Below are 18,835 nucleotides of genomic sequence, written 5' to 3'. Positions count from 1 at the left end.
CCCACTTGCCAGAGTCGGATAAAATCACCGTTCTGGCCATACTGGAGAGCCTGTTGCATGCAGGGAAAACATCTGACTCAGAAAGAACGGTTCTACATCGAAAAGCGGCGTGGTGAAGGTGTCAACCAAGCTACCATCGCCAGAGAGCTTGCTCTGCCTCGCTCTACCATCAGCAGGGAACTCAGACGCAATACCGACCCTACTTTCAATGGTGTCTACTGCTGTAGAAGGGCGGACACGCTAGCCCGGGAACGCCGTCATAAGCCTCTGCCAAACAATGCTTTTTACCCGTTGGAGCCACACATTCAGAACTTCATCAGGCAGGCGCTTTCCACTCACTCTTCACCTGAAATCATCAGTGGCCGTTTGCACCTGGAATTCGGTATATCTGTCAGCAAGAATACGCTATATCGCTATATCCTGCAGGAGAGACAGGCTGGCGGGGAGCTATATCAGCAACTTCCTCATCGGGGAAAACGTTACAGGTACAATGCCGAAAACCTCAAATCAGGCCCTATTCCCAACCGTGTTGGTATTGAGTATCGCCCAGCTCAAGCCGAGCTTAAACAGGAGCCTGGCCACTTCGAAATTGACACTATTTTTGGCAAAGACCAGAAGTCATTCTTGTTAACCATCGTAGATAAAGCATTGAAAACCGTCATCATTCGCAAACTGTCTAATAAGCGTGCGGAGACTGTGGTTGCTGCTTTCAGGGACATTGAAGCTAATACCTTTTGCAAGTTTAAGACCCTAACAGCTGATAACGGCCCTGAATTCGCTCTGCACGAGCAAATTACTCAAATCACAGGGGCGCAGGTCTACTTTGCCCATCCTTATCATTCCTGGGAGAGGGGCTTGAATGAGCACACCAACGGGCTGATACGACGTTTTTACCCAAAGGGAACAGACTTCAGTCAGGTCAGTCATCGTAAGATTGCCGAACTCGAACACATACTCAATACAAGGGGCAGAAAATCGCTGGGCTATCGTTCTCCCAATGAGGTATTTTTAACGCACTTACTGGTGGCATAAGCCTCTACCGTTTTGTTGCGTTTCGAGTGGGAATGGGGCCCTTGACCTCAAACCGCGCCTGCCCGCTTCGCTGGTGGTGCATGAGAATGGCTATCAACCGTTAGATAAGGCCGCGCTGGCACAGTATGACCAGCAATTGGGCGATTACTACCAGCAGCGTGGCAGTAATCGTCGCGGCGATATAGCTAAGCGACATTATTTTGATAACAGCCAGCTATGCTTCTTTGCCACATATCAGGGCATCGGTTGTAATCATTTTTAAGTCGGTTGGCTATACCTGGAGTGCGCACGTGCAGCGCACGCTGCAAAAAGAGCTGACGCCCTTTATTCTGGACTATTTGCATCAGCAAGGTTGGGCAATCCGCTAAAGCGTGGGTGAGGAACTGATGAAGATCGCCATTTTATCTCGGGACGGCAGCCTGTACTCCTGCATGCGGCTGCGTGAGGCGGCAGAAGCGCGCAAGCACGTTGTCGATATTATTGACCCGCTCTCGTGCTACATGAACATCAACTCTGCTGCGCCCACGGTGCATTATCGCGGTCGCCAGTTGGTAAAATACGATGCGGTAATTCCACGCATCGGTTCGCAAATTACTTTTTACGGCACCGCAGTGTTACGGCAGTTTGAAATGCTGGGAAGCTTTGCGTTGAACAATGCGCTCTCAATCACCCTCGCGCGCCAGCAGTTGCATTCGCTGCAACTGCTGGCGCGCGAGGGCATCGATTTGCCTATTATAGCCAAGCGACTTAATTTTGATTACACCATATGGACTGAGAACAAACTCTCTGTATCGCAACCCATCTCTCTTTTTTTGCTTTTTGCTTGTGCCCATTTATGCTCAATTGGGTTAAGATCTGGCGAATATGTAGGCAAATACTCCACCATATACCCTGCATCGATGATGACTTGTTGAATATTATGTTTTTTGTGAAAAGTGGCATTGTCCATCATGATTACACTGTTTTTAGGGAGTACTGGGATAAGGACTTGTGTGACCCAGGCATAGAAAACATCGCTGTTAATATTGATATCAAATAATCCGATAGCAAACAGCGTTGTGCCTAATAAAGCGCCGATAACATTTGTTCTTCCCCTAGCTCCCCAGTTCTTCAGGCCAAAACACCGTTGACCTTTTGGGGAATAGCCGTGAGTCCGTGGGGCATCGTGTGAAAAACCACTTTCATCAATAAAAACAATAGGTTTACCTTCTTTTTCATACTGTTGTTTTTTTTGTTGAAATCCCTGCCGGGAGTTTTCGTCGGCTTTCGGATGACGTAGAGTTTTTTTTATAGGTCAATCCCAGCTTTTTAAGCGCTTGCCAAATGGCCTTCTGACAAACGCCAAAACGCTCTGCACGTTCTTTTTGGTAAGCATCTGGATATTGTTCAACATCTTTTATCAACTCGGATTTATCGATCTTTCGCTGACGCGTGGTCGATGCTTTTGACTCTATTTGATTAATCCAACGCGATACAGAGGCAGGGCCAATCCGAAATTGCTTCGCTGTTTCTCGGATACTCAACCCTTCGTTTTTCCGTGTAGATATCACTTTACGTCTAAAATCAATTGAATAGCTCATTTAAATAATGTAATCAAAATTAAGTCGTTTAGCTATACCGGTTTTGCGCATTCACCGGACGATACCAGCGATTTGATCGATATGGTGGGCGGTGCACCGCTGGTGGTTAAACTGGTGGAGGGCACTCAGGGGATTGGTGTGGTGTTGGCGGAAACGCGTTAGGCGGCTGAGAGCGTGATTGATGCGTTTCGCGGCCTGAATGCACATATTCTGGTTCAGGAGTATGTGCGCGAGGCGCAGGGTAGGGATATCCGCTGTCTGGTGATTGGCGATAAAGTGGTTGCGGCCATCGAACGTCAGGCCAAAGAAGGGGATTTCCGTTCCAATTTGCACCGCGGCGGCACCGCGCGCCCGGTGATTATCACCGAGCCTGAGCGTGCCATTGCGGTGAAAGCGACGCAAACGCTGGGGTTGAGCCTGGCGGGCGTGGATATTTTGCGCGCAACGCGTGGGCCGCTGGTGATGGAGGTAAACGCCTCTCCCGGTTTGGAAGGGATTGAACGCACCACCCAACTGGGATATCGCCGACATGATGATGGCGTTCATTGAGCAGCATGCATGCAACGGAGTATCGCCAGCAAGATAGGCAATCCCGCTTTTCTATTGGTATCGCGCGCAAATTTTACGTAAGCTAGTAAGGTTTTTACGTTACAGGTGCAAATGAGGCAAATTATGATGGATTCACTCATCGTTCCGGATCTGAATCTGCTGCGGCGGTGGTTGGATCAACTCAATATTCTCTATTTTGAATGTGACTCCTGTCAGGCGTTGCATTTGCCACATATGCAGAATTTCGATGGCATTTTCGATGCCAAGGTCGATCTGGTCGACGGCGTTGTTTTATTTTCTGCATTGGCCGAGGTGAAGCCCAGCGCCTTGATTTCGCTGGCGGGCAACCTGAGCCAAATCAATGCCAGTTCCTTGACGGTGAAGGCCTTTCTTGATGTGCAAGACGATAATCTGCCAAAACTTATCGTTTGTCAGACCCTCGATGTGGCGGCCGGCGTGGTCATTGAGCAGTTCCGCCACTTTATGCAGCAATCAGAAGAGCAGATCTCCATGGTTATTCTGGAAGCCTGTGCTAACAATATGCTGTTTATCGGTGAAGAAGAAGAGACCTCTCCTGCGCGCACTCTGTCACACAGTCTGCATTGATTCTGTTGCTGCCTGTGGGCAGCAATCATTTTTTCTTATTTTTCCCTTACCTTTGGTTTGTTCTGCCGAAAAGCTTTTTCTCGATATATTCCACCGCCCAGAGTAAAGACTTCCCGTTCACCGCGCCAACTCCTGCATAATTAATCGATAAAAGCCGTTTTTTACGTTGTACATATAGCACCGCGAACACGAGGCGGTTATGCTAACTTCCTGTGACCGTCAGGCGATGACAATGCATTTATGTCTGTGTGTACTATGATTATTTTTTAGTGCATAGCCATTCAACATCCCCGTCCGTCGGCGCGATAAATTCAGGTATGTGTCCGGTATCGTCCTGATACGGATTTTATTCCATGATTCACCCCTGGTATGGAGGAAGGAACGGATGTTCACCCAACGTAAAACATGGCTCTCGGGTGTTGTTGCCGGCTTAATGATGGCCGCGTCCGTCACCGCATCTGCGGAAGAAAAAACGCTGCATGTGTATAACTGGTCAGATTACATTGCGCCGGACACCCTGAGCAATTTCCAGAAAGAAACAGGCATCAAAGTCGTTTATGACGTGTTTGACTCCAACGAAGTGTTGGAAAGCAAATTGATGGCAGGCAGCACCGGTTTTGACCTGGTCGTGCCTTCTGCCAGCTTTCTTGAGCGCCAACTTGCCGCCGGCGTTTTCCAGCTGCTGGATAAAAGCAAGCTGCCCAACTACAAAAACCTCGATCCTGAGCTGATGAAGCTGATTGCTCAGCACGATCCTGATAACAAATATGCGATTCCCTACCTGTGGGCTACCACGGGCATCGGTTTTAACATCGATAAAGTCAAAGCGGCGTTGGGTGCAGATGCGCCAATCGATAATTGGGATCTGGTGTTGAAGCCGGAAAATCTGGAAAAACTGAAAAGCTGTGGCGTTGCTTTCCTGGATGCACCAGAAGAGATTTTCGCGACGGTGCTGAATTATCAGGGTAAAGATCCGAACAGCACCAAGGCTGATGATTACAGCAAAGGCGCGACTGACCTGTTGCTGAAATTGCGCCCGAGCATCAGCTATTTTCACTCTTCGCAGTACATTAACGATCTGGCCAACGGCGACATTTGCGTGGCTATCGGCTGGGCCGGAGACGTGAAACAGGCGGCTAACCGCGCCAAGGAAGCAAATAACGGTGTGAACATCGGCTACAGCATTCCGAAGCAAGGCGCTCTGGCATTCTTTGACGTGCTCGCCATGCCAACAAATGCCAAAAATAAAGAGGAAGCTTACCAGTTCCTTAACTACCTGATGAAACCGGAAGTGATTGCCAATATCAGCAATTACGTCTTCTATGCCAACGGTAACAAAGCTTCCGTTCCGCTGGTTGATGAAGCGGTGCGTAACGATCCGGGCATCTTCCCGCCGGATGACGTGCGTGCCAAGCTGTTCACACTCAAAGTGCAATCACCGCAGATTGACCGCGCGCGTACACGTGCCTGGATCAAGGTAAAAAGCGGTAAGTAACTGTTTTTGTACATAGAGATTATGTGATAATCCGCAGGCGGCTAATCCCCGCCTGTTTGCGCTGTATGTGGTGTAACGCACGGAGAGAGAGGGTGGCTGTCGTAGATCCTTCTCCACCGTGGGTTATTCGTTTGTTCTGCTTTTGCCGGAGAGCAATGCTAAGTGAATGATGCAATTTCCCGTCCCCAGCCTAAAACGCAAAAGGCCGTAACGCCACTGTTGGAAGTGCGCAATTTGACCAAATCCTTTGACGGTCAGGCGGCGGTGGATGATGTGAGTCTGACAATCTACAAAGGTGAAGTTTTCGCGCTGCTCGGGGCTTCCGGCTGCGGTAAATCCACCTTATTGCGTATGTTGGCCGGTTTTGAACACCCCACGCAGGGGCAGATTGTGCTGGATGGACAGGATCTGTCGCTGGTGCCGCCCTATCAGCGCCCTATCAATATGATGTTTCAGTCGTATGCCCTGTTTCCGCATATGACGGTTGAGAAGAATATCGCCTTTGGTTTGAAGCAGGACAAGCTGTCGCGTGCTGAAATTAAATACCGTGTGGAAGAGATGCTGACGCTGGTGCATATGCAGGAGTTTGCCGGACGCAAACCCCATCAGCTGTCCGGTGGTCAGCGCCAGCGCGTGGCACTGGCGCGCAGTTTGGCGAAACGCCCGAAACTGCTGCTGTTGGATGAACCGATGGGCGCACTGGACAAAAAGCTGCGCGACCGTATGCAACTGGAAGTGGTTGATATTCTTGAGCGTGTCGGCGTGACCTGCGTGATGGTGACCCACGATCAGGAAGAAGCGATGACCATGGCCGGGCGCATCGCCATCATGAATCGCGGAGAATTTGTACAAATTGGTGAGCCGGAAGAGATTTACGAACACCCAACCACGCGTTTCAGCGCCGAATTTATCGGCTCGGTCAATATGTTTGAAGGGTTGCTGAAAGAGCGCCAGGACGATGCGTTGATCATTCAGAGCCCTGGGCTGGTACATCCGCTGAAAGTGAATACCTATGTGTCTGTGGTGGATGGCGTTCCGGTGCATGTTGCATTGCGCCCCGAAAAAATCATGCTGTGTGAAGAGGTGCCCGAAGACGGCTGTAACTTCGCTGTCGGTGAAGTGGTGCATATCGCTTATCTGGGCGATTTGTCGATTTACCACGTGCGTCTCAACAGTGGGCAGATCATCAGTGCCCAGTTGCAAAATGCTTACCGCTATCGCAAAGGCGCACCCACCTGGGGTGATGAAGTGCGCTTGTGTTGGGAAGCGGACAGCTGTGTGGTGTTGACGGTGTGATAGGGCGAGATAATGACCATGTTTCCTGAACATAACCTTTCGGATGGCAAAGCGGCGGAACCACCGGATGTGCCGCGCAGTCCTCTGCGCCGGCTGTTGACACAGTGGCACCTGAAATACGGGCGCAAACTGGTGATTGCGCTGCCCTATATCTGGCTAATTTTGCTATTTATGCTGCCGTTCCTGATTGTTTTCAAAATCAGTCTGGCAGAAATGGCGCGCGCGGTGCCACCCTATACCGATTTGCTCTCCTGGGCGGATGATAAGCTCGATATCACCCTCAATCTGGGCAACTATCTTCATCTGCTCGATGATCCGCTCTATTTCGAAGCCTATTTGCAGTCGCTGAAAGTCGCTGCGGTGTCGACGGTGCTCTGCCTGATCATTGGCTATCCGCTGGCATTGGCGGTCGCGCACAGCCAGCCCTCCACGCGAAACATTTTGCTGCTGTTAGTTATCCTACCTTCTTGGACCTCATTTCTTATCCGCGTATATGCCTGGATGGGGATACTGAAGAACAATGGGATATTGAATAATTTCCTGCTGTGGTTGGGTGTCATTGATGAGCCGTTGATCATCCTCCATACCAATCTGGCGGTGTATATCGGTATCGTCTACTCCTATCTGCCGTTTATGGTGTTGCCCATTTATACCGCGTTGACCCGACTGGATTATTCGCTGGTGGAAGCCTCACTGGATTTGGGCGCGCGTCCGTTGAAAACCTTTTTCCACGTAATTGTGCCGCTGACAAAGGGTGGTATTATCGCCGGTTCCATGCTGGTGTTTATCCCGGCGGTCGGGGAGTACGTGATCCCTGAGCTGTTAGGCGGTCCAGACAGCATTATGATTGGCCATATCCTATGGCAGGAGTTCTTTAACAACCGTGACTGGCCGGTAGCGTCTGCGGTAGCGACCATTATGCTATTGCTGCTGATTGTGCCCATCATGTGGTTCCACAAGCATCAGAACAAAAGTGCGGGAGATCAGGCATGAATAATTTACCTGTGGTTCGTTCTCCGTGGCGTACCCTGATTCTGGTTATCGGATTTACCTTTCTGTATGCGCCGATGCTGATGCTGGTGATTTACTCTTTCAACAGTTCCAAATTGGTGACGGTGTGGGCGGGGTGGTCTACCCAGTGGTACAGCGCACTGTTCCATGACAGCGCCATGATGACCGCCGTGGCATTAAGTCTGACTATTGCTGCCGCCTCCGCCACCATGGCGGTGGTGCTAGGCACGCTGGCGGCGGTGGTGATGGTGCGTTTTGGCAGTTTTCGCGGCTCTAACGGCTTTGCGTTTATGCTGACGGCACCGCTGGTAATGCCTGATGTAATTACCGGCTTGTCGTTGCTGCTGCTGTTTGTTGCCTTGGGGCATGCTATTGGCTGGCCCTCCGAGCGCGGCATGCTGACCATCTGGCTGGCCCATGTGACTTTCTGTACTGCCTACGTCACCGTGGTCATTAGCGCGCGACTGCGTGAACTGGATCGCTCCATTGAGGAAGCCGCAATGGATTTGGGCGCGGCGCCGCTTAAAGTGTTTTTCATCATCACCGTGCCGATGATTGCGCCGGCGCTGGTTTCAGGCTGGCTGCTGGCGTTTACGCTGTCGCTGGACGATCTGGTGATCGCCAGTTTCGTTTCCGGACCGGGGGCTACCACGCTGCCGATGCTGGTGTTCTCCAGTGTACGAATGGGCGTTAATCCACAAATTAACGCGCTGGCATCGCTGATATTATTGGTGGTAGGTGTGATTGGCTTGATTGCCTGGTGGTTTATGGCACGCGCGGAGAAGCAGCGCATTCGTGATATGCAGCGAGCCAGGCACGGTTGAGCTAAGTGGTAAGGATATAAACTGCACAGCGCCACCCCTTCGGTGGCGCTGTTGTCTCTGTAAAGGAAACCGATTAACGATGCTGCCAAGCAAGAAGACACTGGTTGCTCAAGGCAATTATGCCCCTGTCGCTGTGACAGTCGCGGGCATCGGTATTATCGCCACCTGTGTACTGAGCCTGGTGATGCTGCTGTGGGATCTGGGATTAAGCAGTTTTGGTGGCTGGATTGGTAGTAGTGCCGAGTCTTGGGACTCAACGCTGGTGCTATTGGCCGCACTGGTGATTCTCTGTTTCGAGGTGCGCTGCGGTGTGGCGGTGATGGCAGGGAAAAACTGGGGGCGTTGGGGCTACCTTATTGCTCAGGGGGCGATCTCTGGCTACATGCTGCTGGCCTCTTTTAGCGATTTTTTGCCTGATATTTTCCACTTTAGTGGAGAGACCAATTGGGACGTTCTGCACCAGTTCGCCACACAGCGTCTGCCCGACGTATTGGTGGTTTTTTTGCTTTTTGTGCCCCATCGCAGCCGCCGCTATTTTCAACGTCGCGCCGTATAGCGCTGTGGCACGATACGACATAGTGCTGTGGCACTATAAGACATCGTGCCTGACGGTGCTATAATGCCGCCCCGACTTTATTGACTCCTCTTCTCCTATGCAGTGTGCACGATATACCGAAGGCAGTTGCCGCTCCTGCCAGTGGCTGGAAAAACCTTATACGCAGCAGCTTTCTGACAAGCAGCAACAATTGGCTGAACTGCTAGACCAACAGACGGTGGGTGCTTGGCTGCCCGTGGTTCCCTCGCCGCAGCAGGCCTTTCGCAACAAGGCCAAAATGGTGGTGAGCGGCAGCGTTGAACGCCCGGTATTCGGTATCCTGCGTCAAGACGGCAATGCGGTCGATTTGTGTGACTGTCCACGGCTTTGTTGAATAAATCAGAATTAGCCGACAGGATGACTCCCTCTGCTACACCTGTTATCCTATCCTGACGCTGTGTGGCATACCCAACAACGTCATACGGTTCAGCGCTTTGACCATCGCTATGGCTTCACCTACTTGAGCCTCATAGTCACGCAGGCTCAGATGGCCACCCAGCAAAGTTTTTATGCGGAACATCGCTGTTTCTGCCACTGAACGCCGGTGATAACCCACTTTCTTTTTCCACATATCATTACTCCCGCTCAGACGCTGATTCGCCACCGCATGGTTACGTTCATGGTACTTGTCCGGCCAGTATTTGGCTCCGCTTCGCGGCGGGATAAGGGGCCTGATTTTCTTTCTTAGCAACGCATCGTGGCAGTAACGGGCGTCATAAGCACCGTCTGCTGACACTTACCTGATTTTTCGGTGGGTTTGGTTAATCAGGCCCGGCAGTGCCTGCGCATCTGTCGTTCCGCTGAGCGATAAGTCGGCACAGATAATCTCATGCGTCGCACTGTCTGCTGCCAGATGAAGCTTGCGCCACACTCTTCGTCTGTCAGCCCCATGCTGCCTGACTTTCCATTCACCTTCGCCAAAGACCTTCAGACCGGTACTGTCGATGACCAGATGCGAGATTTCACCACGCGTTGGCGTTTTTATGCTGATACTGACGGTTTTTGCCCGCCGACTGACCAGAGAGTAGTCCGGGCAGCGCAGTGGCAGGCTCATCAGTGTAAAAACCGAGTCGACAAAGCCCTGTAATGCCCGGAGCGACAGGTTAAACACGCGCTTTATATAGCCAACCGACTTAAAAATGATTACATCCTATGCCCTGATATGCGGCAAAGAAGCATAGCTGGCTGTTATCAAAATAATGTCGCTTGGCTATAGCTAAACGACTTAATTTTGATTACATTATTTAAATGAGCTATTCAATTGATTTTAGACGTAAAGTGATATCTACACGGAAAAACGAAGGGTTGAGTATCCGAGAAACAGCGAAGCAATTTCGGATTGGCCCTGCCTCTGTATCGCGTTGGATTAATCAAATAGAGTCAAAAGCATCGACCACGCGTCAGCGAAAGATCGATAAATCCGAGTTGATAAAAGATGTTGAACAATATCCAGATGCTTACCAAAAAGAACGTGCAGAGCGTTTTGGCGTTTGTCAGAAGGCCATTTGGCAAGCGCTTAAAAAGCTGGGATTGACCTATAAAAAAAACGCTACGTCATCCGAAAGCCGACGAAAACGCCCGGCAGGGATTTCAACAAAAAAAACAACAGTATGAAAAAGAAGGTAAACCTATTGTTTTTATTGATGAAAGTGGTTTTTCACACGATGCCCCACGGACTCACGGCTATTCCCCAAAAGGTCAACGGTGTTTTGGCCTGAAGAACTGGGGAGCTAGGGGAAGAACAAATGTTATCGGCGCTTTATTAGGCACAACGCTGTTTGCTATCGGATTATTTGATATCAATATTAACAGCGATGTTTTCTATGCCTGGGTCACACAAGTCCTTATCCCAGTACTCCCTAAAAACAGTGTAATCATGATGGACAATGCCACTTTTCACAAAAAACATAATATTCAACAAGTCATCATCGATGCAGGGTATATGGTGGAGTATTTGCCTACATATTCGCCAGATCTTAACCCAATTGAGCATAAATGGGCACAAGCAAAAAGCAAAAAAAGAGAGATGGGTTGCGATACAGAGAGTTTGTTCTCAGTCCATATGGTGTAATCAAAATTAAGTCGCTTGGCTATATCAGTCATGTACTTCTGGTGGGTGGTGCAGTTTTCCATCCCGATACGCTTGCCCTTCATGGCGGCAAAATCACTGAACTTGCCTTTCTGTGCGATAACCACGGCCGAATTGGCATAATAGGGTTGGGTAAACGCCACTTGCTTACTGCGTTCTGGCGTGATGTCCATTCTGGAGATCACGGCATCGTAACGACGGAATTTCAGCGCAGAGATCAGACTGTCGAAAGCCTGGTTGGTGAAGGTGCAGTTAGCTTGCATTTGTTTGCACAGGGCTTTCGCCAGATCCATATCGAAGCCGACGATCTCGTTGTTGGCATCGAGAGATTCAAACGGTGGGTAGGTGGCTGAGGCGGCAAAACGAATAGTGTCTGCGGCGTTAGCGCCGAATGCCATACCTGCAAGTAACGTGGCGACCACGAATTTTTTCATGTTGTGATCCAATGATTTTTTTAATTTTTCCTGCGGCATGCTTCCCGCTCAACGGCAATTACATTGCCATTGAGTGAATTTCCATGCAAATAAAATGATTAAAAATACATTTGAGTGATGATAAAACAGACAAAAAAAGCAGGCCGAAGCCTGCTTTTTGTCGTACAAGCTGGATCAGTTACGGTGTTCAAACGCCAGTGCGCGTCGTTCGATAAGTTGCATCAGCAATGTCAGCAACCCATTGACACAAAAATAAATAATCCCTGCGGTGCCGAACACGGCCACATCATAGGTACGGCCATACATCAGTTGACTATACCCCATCACCTCCATCAGCGTGATGGTGTAAGCCAGTGAGGTGCTTTTAAACACCAACACCACTTCGTTTGAATAGGACGACAGAGCGCGTTTAAAGGCATAGGGCAGCAAAATACGCAACGTTTGTGCAGGCGACATACCCAGCGCCGCGCAGGATTGCCACTGCCCGGAAGGGATGGCGCGCACTGCACCGTAAAACAGTTGTGTAGTGTAGGCCGCGCTGTTCAATGCCAGCGCAATCATGGCGCACAGCCAGGGCTGGGAGAGTAAGTGCCACAACCAAGGGATCTGCTGGATTGCCGGAAACTGGCCCGGACCATAGTAGATCAGGAAGATTTGCACTAGCAGCGGTGTACCGGTAAACAGGGTGATGTACGCCCGTGACTGCAGGGACAACACCGGTGTTTTTAACGCAAGCACTGCCGTTAACACCAAAGAGATAACCAGTGCAGCAATCAGCGCCACCAGCGTAAGGCTCAGACTGGTGTGCAACCCTTTGAGCAATTCAGGTAAGTAGGCGAGCATCAGGACGGCCTCCGTTCAAAGCGCGTAGTATGCAGTTCGATACGTTTGAGGACGTATTGACTCAACAAGGTAATTACCAGATAAATCGCTGCCGCAATCACATACCAGGTAAAGGGCTCCTGGGTGCGTGTGGCGATGCTCTTGGTTTGCAGCATCAGATCGTTCACGCTAATCAATGACACCAATGCGGTATCTTTCAGTAATACCAGCCATTGGTTGCCGAGGCCGGGCAGGGCATGACGCCACATTTGCGGCATGTTCAGGCGAAAGAAAATGGCCGCTTTACTCAAACCCAAAGCTTGCCCTGATTCGCGCTGCCCTTGAGGAACCGCTTTCAGTGCGCCGCGCAGCGTTTGAGACGCATAGGCAGCATACAACAGCGCCAACGCAATCACACCGCACAGAAATGGGCTGACTTCAAACGTCTCAATGTTTAACTTGATGGGAAGTTCTGCCCCACCAACACTCAGCGTAAAGCCATCCGCCAGTATCAGCAGCAACTGTGATGAACCAAAATAGATAAACAGCACCACCAGAATTTCCGGCAGGCCGCGTAGCAGCGTCACTAGCGCTGTGCCACTCCAGGCAACGGGCTTCCAACGCGCCATTTCCCAGACGGCAAACAGCATCGCCAGAATCAAGCCGAGTACCAGTGCACAAACAGCAAGGCCGATGGTCATGCCGGCGGCGCTTGCAAGAGGATGAAATTCAATCATTGAGTGAGATTACTGCTGAAACCATTTGTTGTAGATGAACTGATAAGTGCCATCCTGTTTGACTTTGTCCAGTGCGTCATTGAAGCGTTTGACCAGCGGATCGTTACCCTGACGCACAGCAATGCCCAAACCGATACCAAAGTAGTTTTTATCCGTCACGCTAGCGCCTACGGTAGCCAACTGGTCGTTTTGTTTCAGCCACTCATTCACCACAGCGGTGTCACCGAATACCGCGTCCAGACGGCCGCTTTTCAGATCCAAAATGGCATTCTGATAGCTGTCATAAGGCACTGTCGTCACATCTTTGTGTTGGTCCAGCAGGTATTTCTGGTGAGTAGTACCGTTCTGCACGCCGACGCGTTTACCTTTCAGGGAATTGATATCGGCCACTTTGCCTTTCTGTGCGATAAACAACGCAGAGTTGTCGTAGTAAGGCTGGCTAAAGGTCACCTGTTGCTGGCGTTCCGGCGTAATATCCATCCCGGCCATAACGGCTTCATAACGACGGAATTTAAGCCCTGGGATCAAGCTGTCAAAGGCCTGGTTGCTGAACGTACAGGTAGCGTTCATCTCTTTGCACAGCGCGTTAGCAAGATCGACGTCAAACCCTTGGATCTTGTTATCATCGCCCACGAATTCGAACGGAGGGTAAGAGGCTTCAGTCGCGAAACGGATGGTTTCTGCGGCGCTGGCGGCAACGCTGGCGCTGGCGAGGAGTGCTGCAACGAGTAATTTTTTCATTGTCATTTCCATCTTGTTCATCAATGAGAAAGATAACTGGCGAACTCAGCGGTTTGCGGCGCGGTAAAGTGGCTCGCATCACCCTGCTCGACAATACGGCCATTTTCCATGTACACCACACGGCTGGCTGTTTTACGTGCAAAATCCACTTCGTGCGTGACGATAACCTGAGTGATGCCGGTTTGCGCCAGTTCCTGAATAATACCGACCACCTGTGCTGTGATTTCAGGATCGAGTGCAGCCGTCGGTTCATCGAACAGCAGTACCTGAGGTTCCATCATCAGTGCGCGGGCAATCGCCACGCGCTGCTGTTGCCCACCGGACAAATGCAGGGGGAAACGATCGGCAAAATCGCGTAGGCGTAAACGTGTTAACAGTTTGTCTGCGCGTGCCAACGCCTCGTCTTTGCTCAGCCCCAATACCCGACAAGGTGCTTCGGTCAGGTTTTGTGTGACAGTCAGGTGTGGCCAGAGGTTGTATTGCTGAAACACCATGCCGACATTGCGGCGCAGCTCGCGAATGGCACCGTCACTCGGCGGTTGCGCAAACGTAAACTGGTTGCCTGAGATGGCAAGCGTGCCTGAACGCGGCATTTCCAGCAGGTTCAATACGCGCAGCAGCGAGCTTTTCCCCGCACCGCTTGGACCCAATAACACCAGCGTTTCGCCAGCTGGACAATCAAGGGTGACATCGAATAGCGCCTGATGCGCGCCATAGAAACAGTTAATGCTGTTTAGTTGAATACTCATGCGCAAGAATTGAATAGACATTGATGCCGCTAATGTTAACGTCGGCAGGATACTTATGCAATCGCCGTGGGTTAAAATTTGCTGATTAGCGGACTAATGGATAAATAATAGCACAAAATATCGGTTAAGCGGCGGGGTGGCTGTAATTGTCGGGACCGAAGGATAACAGACAGCAAATCTACCCGTAGCGGCGACTATCATGCTGCGGTTTAGCGCCGATAGCATCAAAAACCACAGGTTATGAATGCGTTGTAGTGACGAACTGTTGAAGTTGTTTGTGAGATAATCAATATTTTTTATATTTTTGGTTATGACGTTGGCGCCTTGAGAGTGTCGGCAAGCTTCGCCTGTGAACAAGCGCATACATAAAAGAGCGTAATAGAATGAATGCCAGTGCAATTGCTATCCTGATGTATAGCCAAGCGACATTATTTTGATAACAGCCAGCTATGCTTCTTTGCCGCATATCAGGGCATAGGATGTAATCATTTTTAAGTCGGTTGGCTATATGTTTTTTGTGAAAAGTGGCATTGTCCATCATGATTACACTGTTTTTAGGGAGTACTGGGATAAGGACTTGTGTGACCCAGGCATAGAAAACATCGCTGTTAATATTGATATCAAATAATCCGATAGCAAACAGCGTTGTGCCTAATAAAGCGCCGATAACATTTGTTCTTCCCCTAGCTCCCCAGTTCTTCAGGCCAAAACACCGTTGACCTTTTGGGGAATAGCCGTGAGTCCGTGGGGCATCGTGTGAAAAACCACTTTCATCAATAAAAACAATAGGTTTACCTTCTTTTTCATACTGTTGTTTTTTTTGTTGAAATCCCTGCCGGGCGTTTTCGTCGGCTTTCGGATGACGTAGAGTTTTTTTTATAGGTCAATCCCAGCTTTTTAAGCGCTTGCCAAATGGCCTTCTGACAAACGCCAAAACGCTCTGCACGTTCTTTTTGGTAAGCATCTGGATATTGTTCAACATCTTTTATCAACTCGGATTTATCGATCTTTCGCTGACGCGTGGTCGATGCTTTTGACTCTATTTGATTAATCCAACGCGATACAGAGGCAGGGCCAATCCGAAATTGCTTCGCTGTTTCTCGGATACTCAACCCTTCGTTTTTCCGTGTAGATATCACTTTGCGTCTAAAATCAATTGAATAGCTCATTTAAATAATGTAATCAAAATTAAGTCGTTTAGCTATACCACGGTTTTGATGATAAAGCGCGTGTTTAACCTGTCGCTCCGGGCATTACAGGGCTTTGTCGACTCGGTTTTTACACTGATGAGCCTGCCACTGCGCTGCCCGGACTACTCTCTGGTCAGTCGGCGGGCAAAAACCGTCAGTATCAGCATAAAAACGCCAACGCGTGGTGAAATCTCGCATCTGGTCATCGACAGTACCGGTCTGAAGGTCTTTGGCGAAGGTGAGTGGAAAGTCAGGCAGCATGGGGCTGACAGACGAAGAGTGTGGCGCAAGCTTCATCTGGCAGCAGACAGTGCGACGCATGAGATTATCTGTGCCGACTTATCGCTCAGCGGAACGACAGATGCGCAGGCACTGCCGTGCCTGATTAACCAAACCCACCGAAAAATCAGGGAAGTGTCAGCAGACGGTGCTTATGACGGCCGTTACTGCCACGATGCGTTGCTAAGAAAGAAAATCAGGCCCCTTATCCCGCCGCGAAGCGGAGCCAAATACTGGCCGGACAAGTACCATGAACGTAACCATGCGGTGGCGAATCAGCGTCTGAGCGGGAGTAATGATATGTGGAAAAAGAAAGTGGGTTATCACCGGCGTTCAGTGGCAGAAACAGCGATGTTCCGCATAAAAACTTTGCTGGGTGGCCATCTGAGCCTGCGTGACTATGAGGCTCAAGTAGGTGAAGCCATAGCGATGGTCAAAGCGCTGAACCGTATGACGTTGTTTGGTATGCCACACAGCGTCAGGATAGGATAACAGGTGTAGCAGAGGGAGTCATCCTGTCGGCTAATTCTGATTTATTCAACAAAGCCCGAATCTGCCGTAAACGGTTTTTTATTTTTGGGGAGTGCGGGAGAGTTTGCCAATTTTTCGCAGGAGCAACGCAAGGCCATTGCTGAATTTTGCGTAGCAAAAGTCAATGGGCGCAAACCGGTTATTATCGGGACTGCATCCTGTTCCACGACGGAAGCCATTGCATTAACGCAACATGCATCAGATATTGGTGCGGATGCGGTGATGATTGTAAATCCCTATTATGCACTGATGTCCGATGAACGCCTTTATAATCACTACAAGTCTATTGCTGATGCGGTGGCTATTCCGCAATTATTATATAACTTCCCGGCATTAACTGGACAAAACCTGTCTGTGGAATTGATTGGTCGTCTGGCAGATAACTGCGCCAATATTGTGGGCATCAAAGATACCGTGGATTGCATTAGTCATATTCGCCAGGTGATCACGGAAGTGAAAGGCCGTCATCCTAATTTTCTGGTGTTCTGCGGCTTTGATGAATACGCCCTGGATACGCTGCTGCTCGGTGGCGATGGTGTGATCCCTGCCACCTCCAATTTTGCGCCGGAAATCACCTGTGGCATCTATCAGGCCTTTTTGGATAAGGACATGGTTGCGGTGCAAGCGCTGTTGCGCCGTCTGGCCGTGTTGTCGAAGATCTATACCCTGGAAGTGCCGTTTACCGGTCTGATATAGCCAAGCGACATTATTTTGATAACAGCCAGCTATGCTTCTTTGCCGCATATCAGGGCATAGGATGTAATCATTTTTAAGTCGGTTGGCTATAACAGCCATATCGGTGTAGTAAAGCGGCCGACCACGACCTTCAGGCGAAGAACTGTCAGTCCATGCAGCGATGGCCGACTCATCAAGCCAGACCGTCAGGGAGCCGCGTTGTCTGAGTGCTTTGTTGTAGGTGGGCCAGTTGGTGATTTTAAACTTTTGCTTTGCCATGGGGAGCTGCTATCGGGAGCGATGATAGTGCTTTGATCCGGCGATCCCCTGAAAGTTCGATTTATTCAACAAAGCCCGTTCTGGCCATACTGGAGAGCCTGTTGCATGCAGGGAAAACATCTGACTCAGAAAGAACGGTTCTACATCGAAAAGCGGCGTGGTGAAGGTGTCAACCAAGCTACCATCGCCAGAGAGCTTGCTCTGCCTCGCTCGACCATCAGCAGGGAACTCAGACGCAATACCCACCCTACTTTCAATGGTGTCTACTGCTGTAGAAGGGCGGACACTCTGGCCCGGGAACGCCGTCATAAGCCTCTGCCAAACAATGCTTTTTACCCGTTGGAGCCACACATTCAGAACTTCATCAGGCAGGCGCTTTCCACGCACTCTTCACCTGAAATCATCAGTGGCCGTTTGCACCTGGAATTCGGTATATCTGTCAGCAAGAATACGCTATATCGCTATATCCTGCAGGAGAGACAGGCTGGCGGGGAGCTATATCAGCAACTTCCTCATCGGGGAAAACGTTACAGGTACAATGCCGAAAACCTCAAATCAGGCCCTATTCCCAACCGTGTTGGTATTGAGTATCGCCCAGCTCAAGCCGAGCTTAAACAGGAGCCTGGCCACTTCGAAATTGACACTATTTTTGGCAAAGACCAGAAGTCATTCTTGTTAACCATCGTAGATAAAGCATTGAAAACCGTCATCATTCGCAAACTGCCTAATAAGCGTGCGGAGACTGTGGTTGCTGCTTTCAGGGACATTGAAGCTAATACCTTTTGCAAGTTTAAGACCCTAACAGCTGATAACGGCCCTGAATTCGCTCTGCACGAGCAAATTACTCAAATCACAGGGGCGCAGGTCTACTTTGCCCATCCTTATCATTCCTGGGAGAGGGGCTTGAATGAGCACACCAACGGGCTGATACGACGTTTTTACCCAAAGGGAACAGACTTCAGTCAGGTCAGTCATCGTAAGATTGCCGAACTCGAACACATACTCAATACAAGGGGCAGAAAATCGCTGGGCTATCGTTCCCCCAATGAGGTATTTTTAACGCACTTACTGGTGGCATAAGCCTCTACCGTTTTGTTGCGTTTCGAGTGGGAATGGGGCATCCATCTCAGCGCGGCTCATGGGCAAAAATGGCGCTGTGCCCTAGCACTCGGCCCAGTAGCGAGGGTAAGAAAACAGATGGTGTTCAGGAACAATCAGGCTTGTGGACACGGTTAACTCTTCAACACAGGGGATTATCAGGGCCGGAAATTCTACCGATTTCATCAGAAAAAGGGGGGGATTTACACAGGAAATGAGACAA

At 50.0% G+C, this 18,835-nt stretch carries 19 protein-coding genes and 8 pseudogenes; 16 read left to right on the top strand and 11 right to left on the bottom strand.

The window, feature by feature from the left end:
• Positions 1-57: 57 nt before the first annotated feature.
• The 3 genes and pseudogenes from ACQGXV_RS33590 to ACQGXV_RS33580 form a co-directional block, all read left to right on the top strand.
• Positions 58-1,032, top strand: coding sequence for an IS30 family transposase (locus ACQGXV_RS33590; protein ID WP_440864430.1), 975 nt, complete (start codon positions 58-60; stop codon positions 1,030-1,032).
• Between the two features lie 43 nt (positions 1,033-1,075).
• Positions 1,076-1,400, top strand: a pseudogene (locus ACQGXV_RS33585) (hypothetical protein); the annotation flags it as partial.
• Between the two features lie 18 nt (positions 1,401-1,418).
• A pseudogene (locus ACQGXV_RS33580) lies at positions 1,419-1,766 on the top strand (30S ribosomal protein S6--L-glutamate ligase); the annotation flags it as partial.
• Between the two features lie 23 nt (positions 1,767-1,789).
• On the opposite strand, the gene ACQGXV_RS33575 reads toward ACQGXV_RS33580, so the two are convergent.
• On the bottom strand, positions 1,790-2,323 hold the full coding sequence (locus ACQGXV_RS33575; protein WP_440867276.1) for an IS630 family transposase: 534 nt from the start codon (positions 2,321-2,323) through the stop codon (positions 1,790-1,792).
• Positions 2,247-2,612 (bottom strand): IS630 transposase-related protein, encoded by a 366-nt coding sequence (locus tag ACQGXV_RS33570; RefSeq protein ID WP_440863997.1) that lies wholly within the window; start codon positions 2,610-2,612, stop codon positions 2,247-2,249. Before ACQGXV_RS33570 ends, ACQGXV_RS33575 begins: the two co-directional genes overlap by 77 nt.
• Before the next feature lie 36 nt (positions 2,613-2,648).
• On the opposite strand from ACQGXV_RS33570, the pseudogene rimK reads away from it, so the two are divergent.
• The 8 genes and pseudogenes from rimK to rumB all read left to right on the top strand — a co-directional run.
• Positions 2,649-3,198 (top strand): annotated as a pseudogene (gene rimK, locus ACQGXV_RS33565) (30S ribosomal protein S6--L-glutamate ligase); the annotation flags it as partial.
• A gap of 89 nt (positions 3,199-3,287) precedes the next feature.
• On the top strand, positions 3,288-3,767 hold the full coding sequence (locus ACQGXV_RS33560; RefSeq protein ID WP_440867781.1) for a YbjN domain-containing protein: 480 nt from the start codon (positions 3,288-3,290) through the stop codon (positions 3,765-3,767).
• A 385-nt stretch (positions 3,768-4,152) separates the two neighbouring features.
• Positions 4,153-5,262: a spermidine/putrescine ABC transporter substrate-binding protein PotF gene (gene potF / locus ACQGXV_RS33555; RefSeq protein WP_440864429.1), complete on the top strand. Its 1,110-nt coding sequence runs from the start codon at positions 4,153-4,155 to the stop codon at positions 5,260-5,262.
• A gap of 162 nt (positions 5,263-5,424) precedes the next feature.
• Positions 5,425-6,558: a putrescine ABC transporter ATP-binding subunit PotG gene (gene potG, locus ACQGXV_RS33550; RefSeq protein ID WP_440864428.1), complete on the top strand. Its 1,134-nt coding sequence runs from the start codon at positions 5,425-5,427 to the stop codon at positions 6,556-6,558.
• Positions 6,559-6,570: 12 nt separating this feature from the next.
• Entirely contained in the window at positions 6,571-7,551 is a 981-nt protein-coding gene (gene potH / locus ACQGXV_RS33545) for a putrescine ABC transporter permease PotH (RefSeq protein WP_440864427.1), read from the top strand.
• A complete protein-coding gene (gene potI, locus ACQGXV_RS33540) occupies positions 7,548-8,393 on the top strand; it encodes a putrescine ABC transporter permease PotI (RefSeq protein ID WP_196906831.1) in 846 nt (281 codons plus the stop codon). The genes potH and potI overlap by 4 nt, the downstream gene beginning before the upstream one ends.
• Before the next feature lie 79 nt (positions 8,394-8,472).
• Positions 8,473-8,949 (top strand): YbjO family protein, encoded by a 477-nt coding sequence (locus tag ACQGXV_RS33535; protein WP_440864426.1) that lies wholly within the window; start codon positions 8,473-8,475, stop codon positions 8,947-8,949.
• 97 nt (positions 8,950-9,046) lie between these two features.
• A pseudogene (gene rumB / locus ACQGXV_RS33530) lies at positions 9,047-9,310 on the top strand (23S rRNA (uracil(747)-C(5))-methyltransferase RlmC); the annotation flags it as partial.
• Between the two features lie 57 nt (positions 9,311-9,367).
• On the opposite strand, the pseudogene ACQGXV_RS33525 reads toward rumB, so the two are convergent.
• Positions 9,368-10,132 (bottom strand): annotated as a pseudogene (locus tag ACQGXV_RS33525) (IS5 family transposase).
• Between the two features lie 104 nt (positions 10,133-10,236).
• Between ACQGXV_RS33525 and ACQGXV_RS33520 the strand changes: the two are divergent.
• Together ACQGXV_RS33520 and ACQGXV_RS33515 are read left to right on the top strand one after the other, a co-directional pair.
• Positions 10,237-10,602 carry an IS630 transposase-related protein gene (locus tag ACQGXV_RS33520; RefSeq protein WP_440863104.1) on the top strand — a complete coding sequence of 122 codons (366 nt, stop codon included), beginning with the start codon at positions 10,237-10,239 and terminating at the stop codon, positions 10,600-10,602.
• A complete protein-coding gene (locus ACQGXV_RS33515) occupies positions 10,526-11,059 on the top strand; it encodes an IS630 family transposase (RefSeq protein ID WP_440862665.1) in 534 nt (177 codons plus the stop codon). Before ACQGXV_RS33520 ends, ACQGXV_RS33515 begins: the two co-directional genes overlap by 77 nt.
• 23 nt (positions 11,060-11,082) lie before the next feature.
• On the opposite strand, the pseudogene ACQGXV_RS33510 reads toward ACQGXV_RS33515, so the two are convergent.
• The 7 genes and pseudogenes from ACQGXV_RS33510 to ACQGXV_RS33480 form a co-directional block, all read right to left on the bottom strand.
• A pseudogene (locus ACQGXV_RS33510) lies at positions 11,083-11,511 on the bottom strand (transporter substrate-binding domain-containing protein); the annotation flags it as partial.
• A 174-nt stretch (positions 11,512-11,685) separates the two neighbouring features.
• Positions 11,686-12,354 carry an arginine ABC transporter permease ArtM gene (gene artM / locus ACQGXV_RS33505; RefSeq protein WP_440864425.1) on the bottom strand — a complete coding sequence of 223 codons (669 nt, stop codon included), beginning with the start codon at positions 12,352-12,354 and terminating at the stop codon, positions 11,686-11,688.
• Positions 12,354-13,070, bottom strand: a complete 717-nt coding sequence (artQ, locus tag ACQGXV_RS33500) for an arginine ABC transporter permease ArtQ (RefSeq protein ID WP_440864424.1) — start codon at positions 13,068-13,070, stop codon at positions 12,354-12,356. The genes artM and artQ overlap by 1 nt, the downstream gene beginning before the upstream one ends.
• Before the next feature lie 9 nt (positions 13,071-13,079).
• Entirely contained in the window at positions 13,080-13,811 is a 732-nt protein-coding gene (artJ, locus tag ACQGXV_RS33495; RefSeq protein WP_440867780.1) for an arginine ABC transporter substrate-binding protein, read from the bottom strand.
• Between the two features lie 20 nt (positions 13,812-13,831).
• A complete protein-coding gene (artP, locus tag ACQGXV_RS33490; protein ID WP_440867779.1) occupies positions 13,832-14,560 on the bottom strand; it encodes an arginine ABC transporter ATP-binding protein ArtP in 729 nt (242 codons plus the stop codon).
• Between the two features lie 286 nt (positions 14,561-14,846).
• On the bottom strand, positions 14,847-15,338 hold the full coding sequence (locus tag ACQGXV_RS33485; RefSeq protein ID WP_440867778.1) for a transposase: 492 nt from the start codon (positions 15,336-15,338) through the stop codon (positions 14,847-14,849).
• Positions 15,339-15,363: 25 nt separating this feature from the next.
• Positions 15,364-15,729 carry an IS630 transposase-related protein gene (locus ACQGXV_RS33480; protein ID WP_440862584.1) on the bottom strand — a complete coding sequence of 122 codons (366 nt, stop codon included), beginning with the start codon at positions 15,727-15,729 and terminating at the stop codon, positions 15,364-15,366.
• 36 nt (positions 15,730-15,765) lie between these two features.
• On the opposite strand from ACQGXV_RS33480, the pseudogene ACQGXV_RS33475 reads away from it, so the two are divergent.
• Positions 15,766-16,521: pseudogene (locus tag ACQGXV_RS33475) on the top strand (IS5 family transposase); the annotation flags it as partial.
• Between the two features lie 84 nt (positions 16,522-16,605).
• The gene (locus ACQGXV_RS33470) at positions 16,606-17,256 is read left to right on the top strand and encodes a dihydrodipicolinate synthase family protein (RefSeq protein ID WP_440867777.1); all 651 of its coding nucleotides are present in this window, start codon (positions 16,606-16,608) and stop codon (positions 17,254-17,256) included.
• A 90-nt stretch (positions 17,257-17,346) separates the two neighbouring features.
• Here the strand turns inward: ACQGXV_RS33470 and ACQGXV_RS33465 are convergent.
• Positions 17,347-17,514, bottom strand: a pseudogene (locus tag ACQGXV_RS33465) (transposase); the annotation flags it as partial.
• 105 nt (positions 17,515-17,619) lie between these two features.
• On the opposite strand from ACQGXV_RS33465, the gene ACQGXV_RS33460 reads away from it, so the two are divergent.
• Entirely contained in the window at positions 17,620-18,594 is a 975-nt protein-coding gene (locus tag ACQGXV_RS33460; RefSeq protein ID WP_440864423.1) for an IS30 family transposase, read from the top strand.
• The last annotated feature ends 241 nt before the right edge of the window (positions 18,595-18,835 follow it).

It is taken from the genome of Symbiopectobacterium purcellii (assembly GCF_052050035.1).
GTDB lineage: Bacteria > Pseudomonadota > Gammaproteobacteria > Enterobacterales > Enterobacteriaceae > Symbiopectobacterium > Symbiopectobacterium purcellii_A.
The sequence above is the reverse complement of the archived record's forward strand: the minus strand, read 5'-3'. Positions and strand labels throughout refer to the sequence as shown.